Origin of the sequence: Streptacidiphilus fuscans, from assembly GCF_015690355.1 — a bacterium.
In the GTDB taxonomy this organism is placed as follows: Bacteria; Actinomycetota; Actinomycetes; order Streptomycetales; family Streptomycetaceae; genus Streptacidiphilus; species Streptacidiphilus fuscans.
In genome coordinates, this window is record NZ_JADPRT010000002.1 from 471,579 (window position 1) to 491,452 (window position 19,874).

Here is a 19,874-nt window from a genome sequence, read left to right on the forward strand (position 1 = left end):
TGCTCTCCGCCTTCGTGGGGGACAGCAAAGCAGGGTTGACGAATTTGGGTCAACAGGCGTCTCACAGGAAGAAATCACATGACGACTCACACCCGACCCACAGGTGAACAAACGGCGAGCTCAGCGCGCCACAACGCGCGTAGCCCGCCGCTCAGGGGTTTTTCGCCCCTCCCCTTGGGGGATTGTCGCTTCGTGCACGTCTGTGGCAGATATCAAGGCTGGGATTGCACCGCATGCGCACGGGCCTTGTCCACAACGGACCGCTCGCTGACGGTGCCCGCCAACGGGCAAGCAGGCAGCGGGTACTCGGGCAGGTCGATCGCCTCGGCCTGTCGGGTGGTCAGCCGGTCGAAGAAGCCGCTCATCATCCGGCTGCAGAGCATCCGGTAGATCCGGTTGCGCTGCCGGAGCTTGCCCGCCGTGGCCGGTGCCAGGAACGGCCCGGCTCCCCTGCCCTGCTTCTGGCATCCCGTCACGTACGGACGCATCCGCTCCTCGTAACGCCGGAGCACCACCGCCAGTCCCGTCGCACTCTGCGAGCCCCGCCCTGCCGCGAGTTCCGCCGCCAACTCCCCTGCCAGGACGTACGCGCCGACCACCGCGAGACCGTTGCCGAAACCGCCGGGCGCGGGCGCCCAGGCCGCGTCGCCGAGCAGCACCACGCGTCCCTGCGACCAGCGGTCCATCACGATCTGGCTGATCGAGTCGAAGTAGAAGTCGGGCGCCGTCCCGACCGACCGCAGCACCGCAGGGACGGCCGACCAGGACGCGTCGGCGTAGCGCTCACGGACGATCTCCCGCTGCCCGGCCACGTCCCGGTAGTCGTGGCGGAGGCCCGGGGCGTGGAAGACCAGCATCGCGCCGTCCTCGCCCAGGGTGTTGGCCAGTCCGACCATCCGGCCGGGGTCGTTCCAGATCACCCCGGAGTCGCGCAGCCCGAGCGAGGCCGCCGGCCCGGTGGAGAAGTCGGTGGAGAAGGTGGCGACGAACCAGCCGGAGTCGCGACGGAAGCGGGACTCCTCGCCGAAGACCAGCCGCCGGGTGACCGAGTGCATCCCGTCCGCGCCGACGACCAGGTCGAAGTCCCGGGTGGGGCCGTGCTCGAACTCGACGGTGACGCCGTCCGCGTGCTCGGTCAGGGTGCGGACGGAGTCGCCGAAGACGTAGCGGGCGAACGGCAGGCTGGCCTCGTAGAGGGTTCGGGCCAAGTCGCCGCGGGTGACTTCCAGTTCGCCGCTCATGAAGGAGGCCGGCAGCCGCAGCCGCTCGCTGCCGTCCGGGTGGAGCAGCACCTGGTCGCCCATTCCGGTGTCCAGGCCGCGCAGGGTTTCCAGGACGCCCATCCGCTCCAGCACCGTGCGGTGCACGGATCCCCGGTAGTCGACCGCGCCGCCGCCCTCGCGGAACGTCGCGGCGCGCTCGACGACGGTGACGTCGTGGCCGCACCGGCCCAGCCAGAGGGCCAGGGCGGGCCCGGCGATGCTGGCGCCGGAGATCAGGACCCGGAGGGTCGGTGTGGTGGCGTGCTGCCGCATGGTGGTTCACCTCGTCCGTCGTGCGCGGTGTTCGGTCGCCGCGCTCACGGGAACGAGCGTCGCCCGCAACGCTGACCGCGCACTGACCGCGCACGCACCGCGCGCGCACCGCCCACGCACCGCCGAGGGCACGTTGCAGTCACCGCAGGGGACCTCACTCCTCGACGTGGACCATCAGCGCCTCCTCGAAGTCCAGTTGGCGCACCAGCCGCCGCAGCGTCTCGTCGTCGATCCGTTCCTCCCCGCGCAGGCGGACCAGCGCGCGGCGCTCGGCGGCGAGCGTCTCCCGGGTCAGGCGGCGGTACGCGCTGTCCACCGACTCGCCGGTGGACTCGTGGACGGGCGCGCCCATCCGCTCCCAGACGGCGTTGCGCCTGCGGTCCAACAGGCGGCGCAGCCGTGCCTCCAGCGCCTCCGGGAGGCGGTTGCGCGGGTCCTCCAGCAGCTCGTCCAACCGTGCCTCCGCCACCGCGCTGGCGTCGTACTGGGCCTGGGCCTCGCGCAGCGTCTCGGTCTGCCGGTCACGCGGGGGCAGCGGGAGCCGCTGCACCAGCCACGGGAGGGTGAGCCCCTGCACCAGCAGCGTGCCGATGACCAGCGCGAAGACCAGGAAGAGCAGCAGATCCCGGTCCGGGAAAGGGGATCCGTCATGGGTCGTCTCGGGGATGGAGAAGGCCACCGCCAGCGAGACCACACCACGCATCCCCGCCCAGGCGACGATGAACGGGCGCGTCCAGGAGGGCCGTCCCTCCCGCTCCAGGATCCGCTTGCTGAGCAGGCCCGGCAGGTAGGTCGCGGGCCAGGACCAGACGAACCGCAGCCCGATCAGGGCGACCAGCAGCACCACCACCCAGACCGTCAGCTGCCCGGCCGACCAGCCGCCCAACTGCCGTACCACGACCGGCAGCTGGAGCCCGATCAGGGCAAAGACGGAGGATTCCAGCAGGAACGAGACCATGCTCCAGACCGACTCCTCCTGGAGCCGCACCGCGAAGTCCACGCAGTTCGCGTAGTGGCCGAGGTAGAGGCCGACCACCACGACGGCGATCACACCGGACGCGTCCAGCGCCTCCGCCGCCGCGTAGGCGGCGAAAGGGACCAGCAGCGAGAAGGTGTTGAGCAGCAGCGGGTCCCGGAGCCGGGTCCGCAGCCACTGCAACGGCAGCATCAGCACCAGCCCGACCGTCGTTCCGCCCAGCGCGGCCAACAGGAACTGCCCGAGCGCGCTGCCGAACGAGAACCCCTCCCCCACGGCCGCCGCGACCGCCACCCGATAGGCGGTGATCGCGGTCGCGTCGTTGACCAGGCTCTCGCCCTGGAGGATCGAGACCAGGTTGCCCGGCAGTCCGACCTTGCGGGCGATCGCCGTCGCCGCCACGGCGTCCGGCGGCGCGATCACCGCGCCGAACACGAACGCGGCGGCCAGCGGCAGCGACGGGATCAGCGCGTGCGCCACCAGGCCCATGGTCAGCGTGCAGAAGAGCACGTAGCCGATGGAGAGGAACAACACCGGACGCAGGTTCCGGCGCAGGCTGCGGAACGACGCGTCCTGCGCCGCCGAGTAGAGCAGCGGCGGCAGGACCAGCGGCAGCACGATGTCCGGGGCCAGCGTGTAGTCGGGCACCCCCGGCAGGTACGCGGCGCCGAGCCCGACGACGACCAGCAGCAGCGGCGCGGAGAGCCCGAAACGGCGGGCCACGCCCGCCACGGCGGTACTGCCCGCGACCAGGACCAGCAGCGCGCTCGGTCCGCTCACGACGCCCTCACTCCCGACCCTGTGCGCGGTGGGCGCGGTGCGCACGGAACGCACGCTGCGCACCGTGCGCACGGAACGGCGCGATGCCTGAATTGTCCCGTCGTCCTCATCGGCTCACAGAACCACACGGGAACCGCCCCCCGCCGTACCCTGAGGCCATGTCCCCCGCACGCGCCTGTCCGCACCTCGCCGAACTGCCGGGCGAGGAGCCCGCGGAGCTCAGCGTCGGCTGCGAACACTGCCGCGACCTGGGCCAGCGGCCGGTCGCGCTGCGCAAGTGCCTGGAGTGCGGCCACATCGGCTGCTGCGACTCGACGCCGGGCCGCTGGGCCCGCCACCACCACGCGCAGACCGGGCATCCGGTGATGCGCAGTTTCGAACCGGGCGAGGGCTGGCGCTGGTGCTTCGAGGACCAGCGACTGGTATGAACGCCCCTTCGGCATTTCGAGCTTCGGGAACGGCGTTTTAGGCTTCAAGAATGATCCGACCCGCAAGGCCCGACGACGTCGCCGAGATCCACGCCATGGTGCGGGAGCTCGCCGACTACGAGAAGTCACTGCCCGAGGCCAAGGCGACCGAGCAGCAGCTCCACGATGCCCTCTTCGCCGAGCACCCCGCCGTCTTCGCGCACATCGCGGAGGAGGTCCAGGAGGGAGCGGACGGACAGGACGGGGCCGTCCGCACGGTCGGCTTCGCGCTCTGGTTCCGCAACTACTCGACCTGGACCGGCGTCCACGGCGTCTACCTGGAGGACCTCTACGTCCGCCCGGAGTCGCGCGGCGGCGGTCACGGCAAGGGGTTGCTGGCCGAGCTGGCCCGGATCTGCGTCGAGCGCGGCTACGGTCGCCTGGAGTGGTCGGTCCTGGACTGGAACGAGCCCTCGCTGGCGTTCTACAAGGCGCTGGGCGCGGTGCGGATGGAGGAGTGGACGGTCCACCGACTCACCGGCACCGCACTGGAGTCCCTCGCGTCACAGGCGCGCTGAGACACCGGCGTCCGGACCGTACGGATTTTCCCTCCCCGGGACAAGATTCGGTCACCCCCATTGCCACGGTCCGTATATGGAGACCTACTATGAGTCACCACGGGGGTCGCGCTTCCGGGATGGGCGACACGACGCGCGGGATCGCGATAGCGTCACCGGTCACGGGCCGGTGAGCCCGTCGCTCCCCGGCACGAGCCAGGCAGCAACGCCCGGCGAAGGCAACAGCACAGCTCCACCCAACAGCACAGCACGGAGGTGAGGGTGTCCCAGATCGACGGCGAGCCCGACGCGCAGGACTTCGTCGAGGTCCGACTGCCCGCGGCGGGTGCCTACCTCTCGGTTCTGCGAACCGCGACAGCCGGTCTCGCGGCGCGGCTGGACTTCACGCTGGACGAGATCGAGGACCTGCGAATCGCGGTGGACGAGGCCTGCGCGATCCTGCTCCAGCAGGCCGTGCCGGGCTCGGTCCTCAGCTGCGTGTTCCGCCTGGTCGGCGACTCGCTCAGGGTGACCGTCTCGGCGCCGACGACCGACGGCCGCGCCCCCGAGCGCGACACCTTCGCCTGGACGGTGCTCTCCGCACTGGCCGGCGAGGTGGAGTCGACGGTCGAGCCGGACCGGACGGTGACCATCAGTTTGCACAAGAAGCGCGGTGCCGGCCCCGGCCAGCCATGACGCCAGGAAACGGGAGCGGGGGATCGCGGTGAGAGACCTGAACCACAAGCCCGGAGCCGACCGGGCCGTCGTGCCCGCGCAGGCGGACGCAGGCGACCAGCAGCAGACGGAGGCAAGGGTGTTCGCGGACGATCCCGAACGCGCCGACGCGGCGCGGGCGTTCGTGGCGGAGTCCGACGCGCCCGAGCAGATCACGGCGACGGACGGAACGACCGCCACGGCTGCGGCCACTGTGGCCGGGACGGACGAGACCGACGAGTTCGACCTCCCGGTCGAGGGCGACGCGGCCGACCTCGACGTCGACGCGGACGCGGACGCGGATGCAGAGGTCGAGGTCGAGGCCGACACGGACGGTGACGCCGACGGCGAGGCGGTCAAGCCCGCCGAGGCGTGGGGTCCGGGCGTCCGCGTGCCCGGACCGCAGCGGCACGGCGCGCCGGACCGCGAGGCCGCACGGGTGCTCTTCGTCCGCCTCGCCTCGCTGCCCGACGGCTCACCGGAGCGGGTGGAACTGCGGAACCAGCTGGTGCGGATGCACATCCCGCTGGTCGAGCACCTGGCCCGCCGTTTCCGCAACCGCGGCGAGCCGCTGGACGACCTGACCCAGGTCGCCACCATCGGCCTGATCAAGTCGGTGGACCGGTTCGACCCCGAGCGCGGCGTCGAGTTCTCCACCTACGCGACGCCGACCATCGTCGGCGAGATCAAGCGCCACTTCCGCGACAAGGGTTGGGCGGTCCGGGTCCCCCGCCGACTGCAGGAGCTGCGGCTGGCGCTGACCACGGCGACCAGCGAGCTGTCGCAGCGGCACGGGCGCTCCCCCACGGTCCACGAGCTGGCCGAGCACCTGGGCATCTCCGAGGAGGAGGTGCTGGAGGGCCTGGAGTCCGCCAACGCGTACAGCACGCTCTCGCTCGACGTACCCGACACCGACGACGAATCCCCCGCCGTCGCGGACACGTTGGGCGCGGAGGACGACGCGCTGGAGGGCGTGGAGTACCGCGAGTCGCTCAAGCCGCTGCTGGCTCAGTTGCCGCAGCGCGAGCAGCGGATCCTGGTGCTCCGGTTCTTCCGGAACATGACGCAGTCGCAGATCGCGTCGGAGGTCGGCATCTCGCAGATGCACGTCTCCCGGCTGTTGGCCCGCACGCTCGCCCAGCTCCGGGAGAAGCTCCTCATCGAGGAGTGAGGTTCAGCTGTTCTCAGCGACCCGAGGGCCACAGCGCAGCGGTGGTCCTCGGGTGCAGCAGCAGCGCGACGCCGACCAGGCCGGCCACGCCGATGGCGATGCCGAGCGCGAGCTGGGCTCCGCCGTTCTGGACGGTGAACCAGGTCACCGCGAGGCAGAGCGTGTCGATCATGACGGCCGGGCTGCGGCCCCACTTCTGCAGCTTCAGCAGTGCGCGCCCCGCGGCGAGGGGCAGCAGCCCCATCAGCAGCAGGATGCTCCCGGCGTACTCGGCCATGCCGACGCCGGTCTTGGCCGTGGCCGACAGCGGGCCGACCATGACGAAGATGCCGTAGGCAGCGATGACGACGCCCTGGGCAAGGGAGAAGCAGGCCCCGACGGTCAGCGTCCAGGGACGGACGACGGCGGGGCGGGCAGTCACAGTGGCATTCGCGGTCACCGCACCAGGCTACGCCGTGCCGCACGGGCGCCCTCTCGCCGGGCCGGTCAGTCGCACCTCAACGGCGCGGGGCTCTGCTGATGCGCGGCTCCGCCGCGTGGGCGTGCGAGACCTATAGGTAATGTGTGGCCATGCGTGCCCTCCTGGTCGTCAACCCGAAAGCGACTACCACCAGCGGTCGGACCAGGGATGTCCTGACGCACGCCCTCGCCAACGATCTCAAGCTCGACGTCGCCGCGACCGGCTACCGAGGACACGCGCGCGACCTCGCGCGCGAGGTTGCGCGGGACGGTTCGCACGATCTGGTCGTCGCCCTCGGTGGGGACGGGACCGTGAACGAGGTCGTCAACGGACTGCTCCACGACGGCCCCGGCGAACACCTGCCCAAACTGGCCGTCGTGCCGGGCGGGAGCACGAACGTCTTCGCGCGGGCGCTCGGCCTGCCCAACGATCCGGTCGAGGCCACCGGCCAACTGCTGCAGGCGCTGAGCGAGAAGCGGTCGCGCTCCATCAGCCTCGGGTGCGCCGGAGGCGAGGGGCTGCCGGACCGGTGGTTCACCTTCACCGCGGGGTTCGGGTTCGACGCCGGCGTGGTGGGCCGGGTCGAGGAGGCGCGGCGCAGCGGTCGGCGCTCGACGCACTCCCTCTATGTGGGGCAGGCCGTGCGCGCCTTCGCGGGGGAGCGCCGGCACCGGAAGGACGGACCGATCACTTTCCGTGCCGAGGGCATGGAACCGGTCGGGGGTCTGGCGGTGTCCATAGTCTCCAACACCTCACCGTGGACTTACCTGGGCAACCGACCGGTCTACGCCTCACCCGAGGCGGGGTTCGACACGAACCTCGACCTGTTCGGCATGACCCGGATGTCACTCCTTCAGACGCTGCGCACAATCCCGCAGCTCCTGGACTCGGCGGGGGTCGGTCCACACGGCAAACACGTGGTCGCTTACCACGATCTGGCCGAATTCACCTTGCATTCGCAGGAACCGCTGCCGTTCCAGGTCGACGGGGACCACCTTGGAGAGCGGAAGACCATCAGCTTCACAGGTGTATCTCGGGCACTGCGTGTGATTGTGTGAACGGAAGAGCCGTTCGGCCTTCGTCTCGAACGCGCGACTGCCTTCACTCCATCGAAGTACAGGGTGTGACCCAAGCGACACCGACGAATCAAAATTTCCTACCCGAAGGGGGTTGTATCCGGGGTCGAGGTTTGCGAACCTTTACCTGGCGATCGGGACAGTCCGTTACCGGAACCCGCCTGAGTCGCCCGAATCCACCGCAACGCCGCGAGCACCCGCACGCCGACTCACCCGTCGGCCCTGCGCCCGCCCATGGGTTCGTGAAAGCGTTCACATTCACAAGCTGCCATTGACGCAGGTGGGGCACCCCCTGCCTTTTAGAGGAGTTGGACAATCATGGACTGGCGCCACCGTGCCGTCTGCCGGGAAGAGGACCCCGAGCTGTTCTTCCCGATCGGCAACACTGGCCCCGCCCTGCTGCAGATCGAGGAGGCGAAGGCCGTGTGCCGTCGCTGCCCCGTGATGGAGAGCTGCCTGCAGTGGGCGCTGGAGACTGGCCAGGACGCGGGCGTCTGGGGTGGCATGAGCGAGGACGAGCGTCGTGCGATGAAGCGTCGCGCCGCCCGCAACCGTGCTCGTACCGCCTGACACGCTGCGTAGTCGCAAGGCCTGCACCGCAAGCACCATGCTGTACCTGCACCACCTTTGATCAACTTGTGATCGAGTGCCGCGGCGTTTCCGTCACCACAACGTTGTGACCGCGCCACGCACTTTCCAAGCAACGCACACCCGCTGCGTTGCTCACCGGCCCCGCGGATTTGATACCGTCGGAGCCGAGGGCAGTCGTTCGTGCCGTGCACGGAGCGCAACCCTCACCCTGGAGCCCCTGCTCCGGCCGACTCCCCCCGACGGCCGGAGCAGGTCAAGAGGCCCTGCCGAACCTCCCCCCCGTTCGGCAGGGCCTCGCTTTGTCTTCAGGGCCCCGGTTGTCGTGAGCCCCGGTTGCCTTCAGGGCCCCGGTTGCCTTCAGGGCCCCGGCCGAAGCCGGGGCCGCAGCCCGGCCGGTCAGCTCCAGCGGCGGACGGGGTTGCCCAGCCAACGCGTGCCGGCCGGGACCGACTCGCCGCGCATCACCAACGAGGACGGGCCGACCACGGCGCCCTCCCCCAGCGTCGCGCCGAGCAGCACGATCGAGTTCGGGCCGACGGTCGCGCCGGCCTCGATGTCGATCAGGTCCATCCGCATCAGCCGGTCGTGGAAGAGATGGGTCTGCACCACCACACCGCGGTTGACGGTGGCTCCGTCACCGATGCGGATAAGGTCCGTCTCCGGGAACCAGTGCGACTCGCACCAGACTCCGCGTCCGATCTCGGTGCCCAGGCTGCGCAGCCAGGCCGTGAAGAACGGCGTGCCGATCAGCGAGGCGCCCAGCCACGGCATGGCCAACTCCTCGACGAAGGTGTCGAACAGCTCGTTGCGCCAGACGAACGAGGACCACAGCGGGCGCTGGCTCTCACGGAACCGGCCCATCAGCAACCACTTGGCCACGGTGGTGATCAGACAGGCCGTCACCCCGAGCGCGAGCAGCATCACACCCGCCAGCGCGACGCACGCGGTCAGGCCGTCCCAGTCGAAGAGGGCCTGCAGTCCGGTCGCTCCCAGGTCGCCCAGCAGCACCGCGATCAGCACCGGCAGCAGTCGGCACAACTCGACGCAGGCGCGGGCGAGGACGAGTCGGCGCGGCGGGTCGTAGGTGCGGGCGGTGTCCTCGCCGCCCTCCGCCACGCGCTGGACGCGCATGCCCGGACGACCCAGCCAGGAGCTGCCGGGCTCGGCGCCCACGGGCGCGTCGGAGAGCACGCCGACCAGCGAGTCGTCGGGCAGCGCCCGGCCTGGCGCGACGATGCCGGAGTTCCCGACGAAGGACCGCTTGCCGACGCTGGAGACGCCCAGCCGCAGCCAGCCGCCTCGGCTGGCGAAGGAGCCGACCATGGTGTCGTCGGCGAGGAAGGCGTGGTCGTCCACGCGCATCAGGCCAGGGAGGCCGATGACGGTCGAGGCCTCCACCTTGCGTCCGACCTTCGCGCCGAGCGCGCGCAGCCAGTACGGGGTCAGCAGGCTCGCGTAGAAGGGGAACAGGACGACCCGGGAGGAGGCCATCAAGCCGTGGACGGCCCAGACGCAGAAACCGACCCTGCCGTGGGCCGGATGCAGCCCCGGCTTGATCGGGACGGACAGCAGTCGGACCGTCACCACCACGCCGAGGGCGTAGATCAGCATCGTGACGACCGCGAGCGGCACCGACGCCAGCACGATCCGGTCGAAGACGCCTGTGTAGGACGGGTCGGTCCCTATCAGCACCCAGAGCGCGTAGACGGCGGGCAGCGCCGAGACCAGGGGAAGCAGCTGGAACCCGGGCAGGGCCAGGGTGTAGGCGAGGTTCCAGAACCGCGAGCGCCGGTGCGCGGGCGCCGGCCACTGCTCCTCGAACGGCACCGGACACTCGTCCGGCCGTGCCGGGTTGCCGTGGACGCGGGCGTGCGGCGGGACCTTGCCGACCACGCAACTGCCGGGCAGCACCTCGGCGTCGTAGCCGATCTCCGCGCCGGGCATCAGCATGGTGCGGGTGCCGACGCGGGCGTCGCGTCCGATCCGGACGGTGCCCAGGTGCAGCACGTCGCCGTCGAGCCACCAGCCCGCCGTGTCGACCTCGGTCTCCACCGCGCAGCCGTCGCCGTAGACGGCCATGCCGGTGACCGGCGGCATGCTGTGCAGGTCGACGTCGTCGCCGACCCGGCAGCCGAGCCAGCGCGCGTACCGGCGGGCCAGCGGGGTGCCGAGCACGGAGGCGATGTTGAACGCGCCCACCAGCCGCTCGGCGGTCCACAGTCGCAGGTGGGCCGCGCCCGCGCGGGGGTAGCTGCCGGGCTTCAGACCGGCCGTCAGCAGCCGCGCACCGAGCGCGCCGATCAGGGCACGGCCGAAGGCGCTGGAGAACAGCAGCCAGCCGCAGCCGATGAGCCACCAGGAGGTGTGGGGAGCCCAGGGCAGCGGCCCTATCACGTCGTCGACCGCCGCCAGCGCCAGCACCCAGCGCAGACCGGTGACCGTGAACAGCACGGCCAGCACGACGGCTTGGTAGAGCCCGACCCAGCGCGGCACCGGCCGCACCTCGCGGTGCTCGACCGCGTCGTCGGCCTGGCCACCGTAGTGGTCGGCCAGCTCCTGGAGCCGGGGCTGCTGGTAGAGGTCGGCGACGGACGCGCCGGGGTAGCGGCCACGCAGCAGCGAGACGAGCTTGGCGGCGGCGAGGCTGGTGCCGCCGAGGGCGAAGAAGTCGCTCTCCGGACCGACGGGGACGCCGAGCACGGCCTGCCACTGCTCGCCGAGCCAGGCGGCGGTGCCGTGCAGCTCCCCGCCGCTCGTGACCGCGTCGGCGCCGACGCCGGGCAGCGGCCAGGGCAGCGCCTTGCGGTCGACCTTGCCGGAGGTACGGGTGGGCAGCTCGGCGACGACGGCCAGCACCGGGACCAGCGCCTGCGGCAGCCGGTCCAGCAGCGCGGTGCGGAGGGCGGCGAGATCGAGTCCCCCGACCGGGCCCTGCGCGGGGATGCCGGACGCGGGCGGCTCGGGCACCAGGTAGCCGACCAGGACCTGGCCGCCCACCGGCGTCTCCTTGACGGCGGCGGCAGCGGCGCGGATGCCGGGCAGCGCCTGCAACGCCGCGTCGACCTCGCCGAGTTCGATGCGTCGGCCGCCCAGCTTGACCTGCTCGTCGGCGCGGCCGACGAAGACCAGCCCCTGCGGGTCGGCGCGGACCAGGTCGCCGCTGCGGTAGACCCGCTCCGGTCGGCCGTGCCAGGGCTGGGCACCGAACTTCTCGGCGTCCTTGGCCGGGTCAAGATAGCGGGCGGTGCCGACACCGCCGATGACCAGCTCGCCGATCTCGCCCCACGGCACCGGCCGGTTCTGCTGGTCGACCACGGCCAGCTCCCAACCGTCCAGCGGCGCGCCGATCCTGACGGGCTGTCCGGCCCGCATCAGCGAGGCGCAGGCGACGACGGTGGCCTCGGTCGGGCCGTAGGTGTTCCAGAACTCGCGTCCTGGCACGTCGAGTCGCTCGACCAGCTCGGCCGGGCAGGCCTCGCCGCCGACGATCAGCAGCCGCACCCGGTCCAGCGCCTCGGCGGGCCAGAGCGCGACCAGGGTGGGCACGGTGGAGACGACGGTGATGCCCTTCTCGACCAGCCACGGGCCGAGATCCGTCCCGGCCTTGACCAGTGCGCGGGGCGCGGGGACCAGGCAGGCGCCGTGCCGCCAGGCCAGCCACATCTCCTCGCAGGAGGCGTCGAACGCCACGGACAGGCCCGCCAGCACCCGGTCACCGGGGCCCATCGGGGCCTGCCGCAGGAAGAGCCGTGCCTCGGCGTCGACGAAGGCGGCGGCGCTGCGGTGAGTCACCGCGACGCCCTTGGGACGCCCTGTGGTGCCGGAGGTGAAGATGATCCAGGCGTCGTCGCCGATCCGGGGCGTGCCGGGCTCGCCTCCGGTGGGGCTGGGACCGGGCCAGACCTCCAGGCCGCCGTCGCCGTCCGCGCCCATGACGGCGCAGACGCCCGCGTCGGTCCAGATCATCTGGGCGCGCTCGTCCGGGTCGTCGACGTCCACCGGCACGTAGGCCGCACCGGCGCGCAGCGCGCCCAGGATGGAGAGGTAGAGGCCGGGCGTGCCGCTGGGCACCCGGATGCCGACCCGGTCGCCCGGGCCGATGCCGACTCCGGCCAGCCCGGCCGCGATCCCGTCGATCTCGCGCACCAGCTCGCGGTAGCTGAGCACGGTGCCGCCCGCGTCGAGCGCGGGGGCGTCGGGGTGACGCCATGCGGTCTCGTCGAGGATGTCCATCAGGGTCCGGGCCGGGGCCGGGTCCGCCAACGGCCAGACCGCGCCCGTCTGCCAGGCCGGGGCCGTGACGGTGCCCACGCCGTATACGGCGGGGTCTGCGGGCGCGATGAAGTTCTGTTGTTCCACGTATGTTCTCGCCAGGCGTCGGGTGGTGGTCCTGAGTGGCGCCGTCGAGATCATCGTGTGATCGCCACTGTGGCACCTGGGACGTTAGACGAGCCAATATCCCTTTTGGTTGGGGCCCAAGAGGTGAGTAACCGGTAAAAACCGTCCGACGGTCAATCAAACGGGATTTCGAGTATTACCTTTGTGCCCCCACCGGGTGCCGGAGCCATGTCGAAGCGTCCGCCCAGTTCGCCCGTCGCCAGTGTACGGACGATCTGCAGCCCGAGATTTCCTGCCGTGTGCGGGTCAAATCCGTCCGGCAGGCCGGAGCCGTCGTCGGTGACCGTGATGTGCAGCACACCGTCCGCTCTGCGGGCAGCAACCTCGACGATACCGCCCGCTTTGGGACCGTATGCGTGCTCCAGGGCATTCTGCAGGATCTCGGTGAGGATCATCGACAGGGGGGTCGCCACCTCGGCCGAGAGGATGCCGAAACTGCCGGTCCGCCGGGCGGTGACGCGGCCGTCCTGTGAGAGTTCCATCACCATCGCCAGCACCCGGTCGGCGATCTCGTCGAACGCCACGTGCTCGTCCAGCGCCATCGACAACGTCTCGTGCACGATGGCGATCGAACCCACCCGGCGCACCGCCTCGTCGAGCGCGCCCCTGGCCGCCTCGGAGTCGAGCCGGCGCGACTGGAGCCGCAGCAGCGCGGCGACGGTCTGCAGGTTGTTCTTGACGCGGTGATGGATCTCACGGATCGTCGCGTCCTTGGTCATCAGCTCGCGCTCGCGCCGCCGCAGTTCGGTGACGTCGCGGAGCAGCACCAGCGAGCCGATGTGCTCGCCCTTGGGCTTGAGCGGGATGGCCCGCAGCTGGACGACCGCCTCGGGGTGCTCGACCTCGGTGGTCCGCGGGGCCCAGCCGCTGGCCAGCTTGACCATCGCCTCGTCGACGGCGCCCTTGGTGGGCGGGATCAGGTCGGCGGTGGCCTGGCCGAGGTGGAGGCCGACCAGGTCGGTGCTGAGGCCGAGACGATGGTAGGCGGAGATGGCATTGGGGCTGGCGTAGGTGACCAGGCCCTCGGCGTCCAGTCGGAGCAGGCCGTCACCGGCGCGCGGCGAGGCGTCCATGTCGACCTGCTCGCCGGGGAAGGGGAAGGTGCCCGCGGCGATCATCTGGGCCAGGTCGGACGCGCTCTGCAGATAGGTGAGCTCCAGCCGGCTGGGCGTGCGGACGGTCAACAGGTTGGTGTTGCGCGCGATCACCCCGAGCACGCGCCCCTCGCGCCGGACGGGAATCGACTCCACCCGAACGGGTACGTCCTCGCGCCACTCGGGGTCACCCTCGCGGACGATCCTGCCCTCGTCCAGCGCCATGTCCAGCAGCGGGCGGCGGCCACGCGGGACCAGGTGGCCGACCATGTCGTCCTGGTAGGAGGTCGGGCCGGTGTTGGGCCGCATCTGCGCCAGCGAGACGTAGCGGGTGCCGTCCCTGGTCGGCACCCACAGCACGAGGTCGGCGAAGGAGAGGTCCGAGAGCAGCTGCCATTCGGAGATGAGCAGGTGGATCCACTCCACATCGGCGGGTTCCAGCGCGGTGTGGTGGCGCACCAGCTCGTTCAGGGAAGGCATGCTGCGAGCGTATCCCCAGGCAGGGGGTAGGACTCCGTCCGACCGCCCGGTGAACGGCACGCCAACCCTGGCCGCGACCTCCGCCTTCCTTGCCTTTCCCTTGTCTTTCCCCGGTCACTGGTCTGGACAAGGGTGAATGGTCTAGTCCACAATCGAGACAGCACCAAGGGAGCGACGAGCCTGCGCCATCTGCCCTGACCGCGCGGCTGCCGCTCCCCCACCGTCGGCCGAACCCGTCGCGCGTCCCGGGCCCGCACACCCGCCACGCGACGACGGAGTCCTCCTCCGACGAGGCCGAAGGCCGCGGCGCGCCGCGACGGGTTGAGGGTCCCGTCCCCGGCTCCCGCGGCCTTTTGCATGCCCGCCGCTCGCCTGCCCGCCTCGCCACCTCGCCACCTCGCCACCTCGCCACCGGGCGGGTCACCCAGGGCGAGGTCACGAGGCGAAGTCACGGGGTCAGGTCACGGGGCCAGGTCACCACGCGAGCCGGACGGTCATCTCCCGGTCCGCCGCCTCCGCTGCCTGCTTCGGATCCCGGCCCTCCAGCACCGGGGTGAGGAAAAGGGTCACCACCGGGTTCGGGCTCTCCTCGACGTTCCCCCAGGTCGGCACGAGCGGCGTGTAGCCCGCGTACGGCACGGACTTGGCCGCGGCCTGCGCGTACGCGTTCCCGGCCAGCGCGCCGTACAGGCTCGCGCGGTTGGGCAGGAAGCCCGAATCCTTGGCCATCAGCGACTCGTTGGCGTCGTCCAGGGCGATCTTCAGAAAGCCGAGCGCCAGCACCCGGTGCTGGCTGTTCATGGCGACGGTCAGGTCGGAGCCGCCCAGGAAGGTCCGGGCCGGGGCCTCGGCGGTCCGGCCGGGGATGGGGAACCAGCCGATCTGACCGGCCAGCGCCGGGTCGGCCTTGACCACCTCGTCGCCCTCGTAGCCCATGGCGATCATGCAGCCGACGTCCCCCTTGGCGAAGGCCTGGTACTGGTTCGCCTCGTTGCCGTCCTTCGGCGCGTTGCCGAAGGCCTGGAGCTTCTCGAACAGCGCCGCGGCCTGGAGCGCCGCCGGACTGTCCAGGTTGCCGTCCCAGGCGCGGCCGTTCTGCCGGACGATCTGGGCGCCGTCGTCCTGGAGGAAGCCGTCGAAGGCGTACCAGTTCTGGCCGGGCAGCCAGAGCGCCGAGGAGACGCCCGCGGTGTTCTGGAGCCGGGTCAGGTCGGCGACCCACTCGTCCTGGGTGGCCGGCGGGGTGGTCAGGCCCGCCTTCTTCCAGAGCAGCTTGTTGTACATGACGACGCGGTTGCCCGCGTACCACGGGGCCGCGTACTGCCTGCCCTGGTAGACGGTCGACCGGTCCATCGACGCGGTCCACTGCGAGGCGCCGAGCTGGGACAGGTAGGGCGTCAGGTCCAACAGGCCGCCGGTGGAGGCGTAGTAGGGCGTCTGGGTGTTGCCGATGTCGACGACGTCGGGCGGCGTGACGGTGGCCAGCGCGCTGTCCACTGTGGTCTGGATGCCGCTCCACTGCTGGACGTCGACCTCGACCGTGGCGCCCGGGTACGTCCGCTCGAACTCGGCGGTGACGGCCGACACCCACGAGGGCGGGTTGTCGCCGCTCATCAGCCAGACGACCAGCTTCTGCCCGCGCCAACTGGTGGGCGAGGGACTGCTCGCGGCACTGCCGAGCCCGAGCGGTCCGCAGGCGCTCAGCGCGAGTGCGACCACGGCCGCACCGATCCCTCTCAGAACACCCCGATGTCTCATGGCGCACCACTCTCCCCAATGGTCTCTACCAATTGGGGAGAGCTTGGACTAGACCAGTCGGGACGTCAACAATGCTGTGGGGCTGAAGTGGTGACTGTTATTCGACTGGAATTCGACGCAATATGAAATGCTCTCGACAAAAGCGCGAGCCTCGGTGATTCCCAGGGAATTCCCAGGAAAAAGAACCCGGGAGACCCGGAAAAACGGCGCAGGGCACGGGAATTCACCCGTGCCCTGCGCTCCCCTCCTGATCCCCCCTGCTCCCGCGCAATGCGGGAGCAGCTCACGGGTGCGGCGTCGGCTGCCCCGTCGGCTGACCGGTCAGCACCTCCACCGCCGCCAGGCCGCAGACGCGCGCCGCGCCGTGGGTGGCGATGTGCAGCGCGCCGCGCGCCGAGGCCCGCGGGACGCCCATCTCGACGACGGCGGTGTCCGGCCGTTCGGCGAGCACCCCGTCCAGCGCGCGGGACATCCACGCGTGCCGGTGCAGGTCGCGCACCACGACGACCAGCGGCCGTCCGGCCGACTCGCGCCGGATCCGGTCGACGAGCGCGGGCAACAGCTCCGGCGTGGCGTCGTCCGGGCCGACGCTCTCCGCGTGCGTCCCGGGGAAGCGGGCGGCCAGCATCCCGGCCACGCCCCAGGGCGTCTGGTCGCCGACGGCGATGTTCGGCACCGGGCTGAACGAGAGCACGTACGGCCGCTCGGTCACCGGGGCGAAGCCCGCACCCGGCTGCCGGGTCACCCGCAGCGCCCGCCGGGCCGCGCGCAGGCCGATGGCCAGGTCCGGCGCGAGCCGGCCGCTGACCTCGCCCTGCTCGGCGGTCCACTCCCCCAACTCCCGCACCCGGGCCGCTGCTTCGGCCAGGCGCTGCTCGGGCAGCTCACCCTCGCGCACCGCAGCCACCAACGCGTCGCGCAGGTGCAGCACGGTCTCCTCGTCGGCCAGCCCGCCGCCGACGCAGATCGCGTCCACGCCCGCGCCGACGGCCAGTACCGTGCCCCGGGCGACGCCGTAGGTGTCGGCGATGGCGCCCATCTCGATGCCGTCGGTGACGATCAGCCCCTGGTAGCCGAGGCCGCCTGCGGACGGCGCCTGGCGCAGCAGGTCGACCACCGCGCGGCTCAGCGTGGCCGGACGATCGCCGTCCAGCGCCGGGACCATGATGTGAGCGGTCATCACGGCCTTGGCGCCGGCGGCGATCGCCGCCTTGAACGGGACCAGGTCACGCGAGCGCAGCAGGTCCACGTCGATGTCCACCACCGGCAGACCCAGGTGCGAGTCGACCGCAGTGTCCCCGTGTCCGGGGAAGTGCTTGGCGCAGGCGGCCACGCCGACCGACTGCAGCCCCTCCACCCACGCGGCGGTGTGCCGCGCGCACAGGTCCGGGTCCGCGCCGAAGGAGCGGACGCCGATGACCGGGTTGTCGGGGTTGGAGTTGACGTCCGCCGAGGGCGCCCAGTTGTAGTTGACGCCGCACTCGGCCAGCGCCCGGCCCAGCTCGCGGGCGACGTCCCGGGTCAGCTCCGGGTCGTCGACGGCGCCGAGGGCCAGGTTGCCGGGCCAGGAGGAGCCGTTGCCGGCCTCCAGGCGGGTGACGTCGCCGCCCTCCTCGTCGATGGCGACCAGGACGTGCGGGTTCTCCCGGCGCAACTCGGCGGTGAGCGCCGCCAGTTGCTGCGGGTCCGTCACGTTGCGGGCGAACAGGGCCACCGAGCCGAGGCCCTCGCCGAGATGGCGGCGGAGCCAGTCCGGCGGCGTGGTCCCGACGAAGCCGGGCTGGAGCACCGTGAGCGCGTCGCGGTGCAGTCGGTCGTTCCGGTCGATCGTCCGGAGCGATTTCGTCCGAGTTGATGATGGTTCGAGGATCCCCACGTCCACGTCAGCCCTTCACCGCGCCGGCCGTCAGGCCGCCGACGGCCCGACGCTGCATGATCATGAACAGCACCAGCACCGGCAGCGCGAACAGCGTCGAGGCGGCCATGGTGGCTCCCCAGTCGCTGCCGAACACGCTCTGGAACTGGGTCAGCCACAGGGGCAGCGTGTAGTGGGCGGGGTCCTTGTTGAGCACCAGGACCAGCGGGTACTCGCCCCACGCGGTGATGAAGCCGAACAGCGAGGTGGCCATCAACCCCGGTGCCAGCAGCGGGAAGATGATCCGCCAGAAGGCGCCGAACCGGCTGCAGCCGTCGATCAGGGCGGACTCCTCCAGCTCCTTCGGGATCGCGGCGACGAAGTTGCGCAGCGTCCAGATCGTGAAGGGCAGCACCATCATCATGTAGAAGAGGAGCAGCGGGAGGATCGCGTTCAGCATGTTCTGGTCGCGGACGATCATGTAGATGGCGATCTGCATGACGGCCCAGGGGGCCATCTGCGCCACCATGATCATCAGGATGAACGCCTTGCGCCCACGGAACCGCATCCGGGCCACCGCCACCGAGGCCAGCAGCGCGATCACCAGCGCCGCCAGCACCGCGCCGACGGTCGCGGTCAGGCTGTTGACCCAGTAGTTGCCGAAGAACTGCGCGTGCATCGCGGTGGTGAAGTGCGCGAACGTCGGGCTGGTGGGCACCCAGACCGGCGAGCTGCTGATGATCTGGTTGTTCGGCTTGAACGCCGTCGTGACCATCCAGTAGACGGGGAAGACGAAGACCACGGTCAGCACCAACGCGACCGCGTTGAAGCTGATCCGGCTGACGAGTGAGGACCTCACAGTTCGTCCTCCTGCTTCAGGATGATGCGGAAGTAGTACGACATCATCAGACAGAGCATGACGATGGTGACGACGGCCACCGCGGCGCCCATCCCGTAGGACTGCTGGCCGACGCCGACCAGGTAGGCGTAGACCGGCAGGGTGGCGGTGCTGTCCTGCGGTCCACCGCCGCTGATCGCCAGGACCTGCGGCAGCGCGCCGAAGATCCAGATGATCTCCAGGAAGGTGGTGGAGAGGAAGAACGGCTTGAGGATCGGGAAGATGACCGAGCGGAAGATCCGCCAGGAACCCGCGCCGTCGAGCCGGGCCGCCTCGTAGAGCTCGGTCGAGATGGTGGTCAGACCGGCGTAGAGGTTGAACGCCACGAAGGGGATCGACTGCCAGACCAGCAGCAGCGCGATCACGGTGAAGGCCGAGAGCTGGCTGTTCAGCCAGTCGTAGTGGGCCATGCTCTTCCAGCCGAGCTGGGAGAGCATCCAGTCGACGACGCCGTAGTTCTGGTCGAAGAGCCACTGGAAGACCGTGGTCCCGGCCAGCACCGGCATCGCCCAGGCGAAGACCAGGGCCAGCGAGAGCACGAACCGCATCTTGTTGCCGAGGCGGTTGAGCAGCAGGCCGACCAGGCTGCCCAGCACCATGATCAGGAAGACGTTGACGGCGGTGAACAGGACCGACCGCTCGACCGAGTGCCAGAAGTCCGAACTGGTCAGGATCGTCTGGTAGTTCTGGAAGCCGTTCCACTCGGTGACGTGCTGGATCAGCTCGAACGCGTTGAGCCGCTGGAACGAGATGAGGATCTCGCGGATCGCCGGGTAGACCAGGAAGACCGCGGTCGCCACCAGCGCCGGGAGCAGCAGCAGGTACGGGGTGATCCCGTCGTTGCCGGTGTCTCTGCGCTTGCCGCCGAGTTTCCCGGTGAACTTCCCGGCCGGTCTCCCTCGTACCGGGTCGTCCGAATGCTCCGACGTCCCGACCGCGGTCCCTCCGTCGTCCCGGAGCTGAGCCGGTGCTCCCTTGGATGGCATGGCGATGTGTCTCACCTTCGTCAGGCTCTACTGGTTCACAGGCCCTGCTGGCTGACAGGCCCTGCCACTTCGCAGGCCCTGCTGGTTCAGCCGGGCGGAGCCGCCCGCCCGGCTCAGGGTTCGGCCGGGCGGGCGGCT

15 protein-coding genes are annotated in these 19,874 nt (G+C 70.8%); 6 read left to right on the forward strand and 9 right to left on the reverse strand.

Features of this window, described 5'->3' with window-relative positions:
* Positions 1 to 212: 212 nt before the first annotated feature.
* Both I2501_RS05790 and I2501_RS05795 read right to left on the reverse strand, forming a co-directional pair.
* Positions 213 to 1,535, reverse strand: coding sequence for an FAD-dependent monooxygenase (locus I2501_RS05790; RefSeq protein ID WP_196192722.1), 1,323 nt, complete (start codon positions 1,533 to 1,535; stop codon positions 213 to 215).
* Positions 1,536 to 1,689: 154 nt separating this feature from the next.
* On the reverse strand, positions 1,690 to 3,291 hold the full coding sequence (locus I2501_RS05795; protein WP_328806225.1) for a Na+/H+ antiporter: 1,602 nt from the start codon (positions 3,289 to 3,291) through the stop codon (positions 1,690 to 1,692).
* Positions 3,292 to 3,449: 158 nt separating this feature from the next.
* Here I2501_RS05795 and I2501_RS05800 point away from each other — a divergent pair, with 158 nt between their 5' ends.
* The 4 genes from I2501_RS05800 (at position 3,450) to I2501_RS05815 (ending at position 6,140) form a co-directional block, all read left to right on the forward strand.
* Positions 3,450 to 3,719: a UBP-type zinc finger domain-containing protein gene (locus I2501_RS05800; RefSeq protein WP_196192723.1), complete on the forward strand. Its 270-nt coding sequence runs from the start codon at positions 3,450 to 3,452 to the stop codon at positions 3,717 to 3,719.
* Positions 3,720 to 3,769: 50 nt separating this feature from the next.
* Positions 3,770 to 4,276 (forward strand): GNAT family N-acetyltransferase, encoded by a 507-nt coding sequence (locus I2501_RS05805; protein WP_196192724.1) that lies wholly within the window; start codon positions 3,770 to 3,772, stop codon positions 4,274 to 4,276.
* Positions 4,277 to 4,537: 261 nt separating this feature from the next.
* Positions 4,538 to 4,951 (forward strand): ATP-binding protein, encoded by a 414-nt coding sequence (locus tag I2501_RS05810; protein ID WP_196192725.1) that lies wholly within the window; start codon positions 4,538 to 4,540, stop codon positions 4,949 to 4,951.
* 28 nt (positions 4,952 to 4,979) lie between these two features.
* Positions 4,980 to 6,140, forward strand: a complete 1,161-nt coding sequence (locus tag I2501_RS05815) for an RNA polymerase sigma factor SigF (RefSeq protein ID WP_328806226.1) — start codon at positions 4,980 to 4,982, stop codon at positions 6,138 to 6,140.
* A gap of 13 nt (positions 6,141 to 6,153) precedes the next feature.
* On the opposite strand, the gene I2501_RS05820 is transcribed toward I2501_RS05815, so the two are convergent.
* Positions 6,154 to 6,579 (reverse strand): hypothetical protein, encoded by a 426-nt coding sequence (locus I2501_RS05820; protein ID WP_196192726.1) that lies wholly within the window; start codon positions 6,577 to 6,579, stop codon positions 6,154 to 6,156.
* A 131-nt stretch (positions 6,580 to 6,710) separates the two neighbouring features.
* On the opposite strand from I2501_RS05820, the gene I2501_RS05825 reads away from it, so the two are divergent.
* Positions 6,711 to 7,658: a diacylglycerol/lipid kinase family protein gene (locus I2501_RS05825; protein WP_196192727.1), complete on the forward strand. Its 948-nt coding sequence runs from the start codon at positions 6,711 to 6,713 to the stop codon at positions 7,656 to 7,658.
* A gap of 336 nt (positions 7,659 to 7,994) precedes the next feature.
* Entirely contained in the window at positions 7,995 to 8,246 is a 252-nt protein-coding gene (locus I2501_RS05830; RefSeq protein ID WP_030257455.1) for a WhiB family transcriptional regulator, read from the forward strand.
* Positions 8,247 to 8,663: 417 nt separating this feature from the next.
* Here I2501_RS05830 and I2501_RS05835 read toward each other — a convergent pair whose 3' ends face one another.
* From I2501_RS05835 to I2501_RS05860, 6 genes are all read right to left on the reverse strand, one after another.
* Positions 8,664 to 12,500, reverse strand: a complete 3,837-nt coding sequence (locus I2501_RS05835; RefSeq protein WP_196192999.1) for a Pls/PosA family non-ribosomal peptide synthetase — start codon at positions 12,498 to 12,500, stop codon at positions 8,664 to 8,666.
* Between the two features lie 278 nt (positions 12,501 to 12,778).
* Entirely contained in the window at positions 12,779 to 14,230 is a 1,452-nt protein-coding gene (locus I2501_RS05840) for a sensor histidine kinase (protein WP_196193000.1), read from the reverse strand.
* A gap of 483 nt (positions 14,231 to 14,713) precedes the next feature.
* On the reverse strand, positions 14,714 to 15,958 hold the full coding sequence (locus I2501_RS05845; protein ID WP_196192728.1) for an extracellular solute-binding protein: 1,245 nt from the start codon (positions 15,956 to 15,958) through the stop codon (positions 14,714 to 14,716).
* A gap of 322 nt (positions 15,959 to 16,280) precedes the next feature.
* Complete coding sequence (locus tag I2501_RS05850; protein WP_328806252.1) at positions 16,281 to 17,873, reverse strand: glycoside hydrolase family 3 protein; 1,593 nt, start codon at positions 17,871 to 17,873, stop codon at positions 16,281 to 16,283.
* A 7-nt stretch (positions 17,874 to 17,880) separates the two neighbouring features.
* Entirely contained in the window at positions 17,881 to 18,711 is an 831-nt protein-coding gene (locus tag I2501_RS05855; RefSeq protein WP_196192729.1) for a carbohydrate ABC transporter permease, read from the reverse strand.
* Positions 18,708 to 19,736 carry a carbohydrate ABC transporter permease gene (locus I2501_RS05860; protein WP_196192730.1) on the reverse strand — a complete coding sequence of 343 codons (1,029 nt, stop codon included), beginning with the start codon at positions 19,734 to 19,736 and terminating at the stop codon, positions 18,708 to 18,710. Before I2501_RS05860 ends, I2501_RS05855 begins: the two co-directional genes overlap by 4 nt.
* Positions 19,737 to 19,874: the final 138 nt, after the last annotated feature.

Bases quoted from the DNA above. Each gene is read 5' to 3' on its own strand.
- I2501_RS05790 (WP_196192722.1), bottom strand. From the start codon at position 1,535: ATGCGGCAGCACGCCACCACACCGACCCTCCGGGTCCTGATCTCCGGC.
- I2501_RS05800 (WP_196192723.1), top strand. From the start codon at position 3,450: ATGTCCCCCGCACGCGCCTGTCCGCACCTCGCCGAACTGCCGGGCGAG.
- I2501_RS05805 (WP_196192724.1), top strand. From the start codon at position 3,770: ATGATCCGACCCGCAAGGCCCGACGACGTCGCCGAGATCCACGCCATG.
- I2501_RS05825 (WP_196192727.1), top strand. From the start codon at position 6,711: ATGCGTGCCCTCCTGGTCGTCAACCCGAAAGCGACTACCACCAGCGGT.
- I2501_RS05830 (WP_030257455.1), top strand. From the start codon at position 7,995: ATGGACTGGCGCCACCGTGCCGTCTGCCGGGAAGAGGACCCCGAGCTG.
- I2501_RS05835 (WP_196192999.1), bottom strand. From the start codon at position 12,500: ATGGACATCCTCGACGAGACCGCATGGCGTCACCCCGACGCCCCCGCG.
- I2501_RS05860 (WP_196192730.1), bottom strand. From the start codon at position 19,736: ATGCCATCCAAGGGAGCACCGGCTCAGCTCCGGGACGACGGAGGGACC.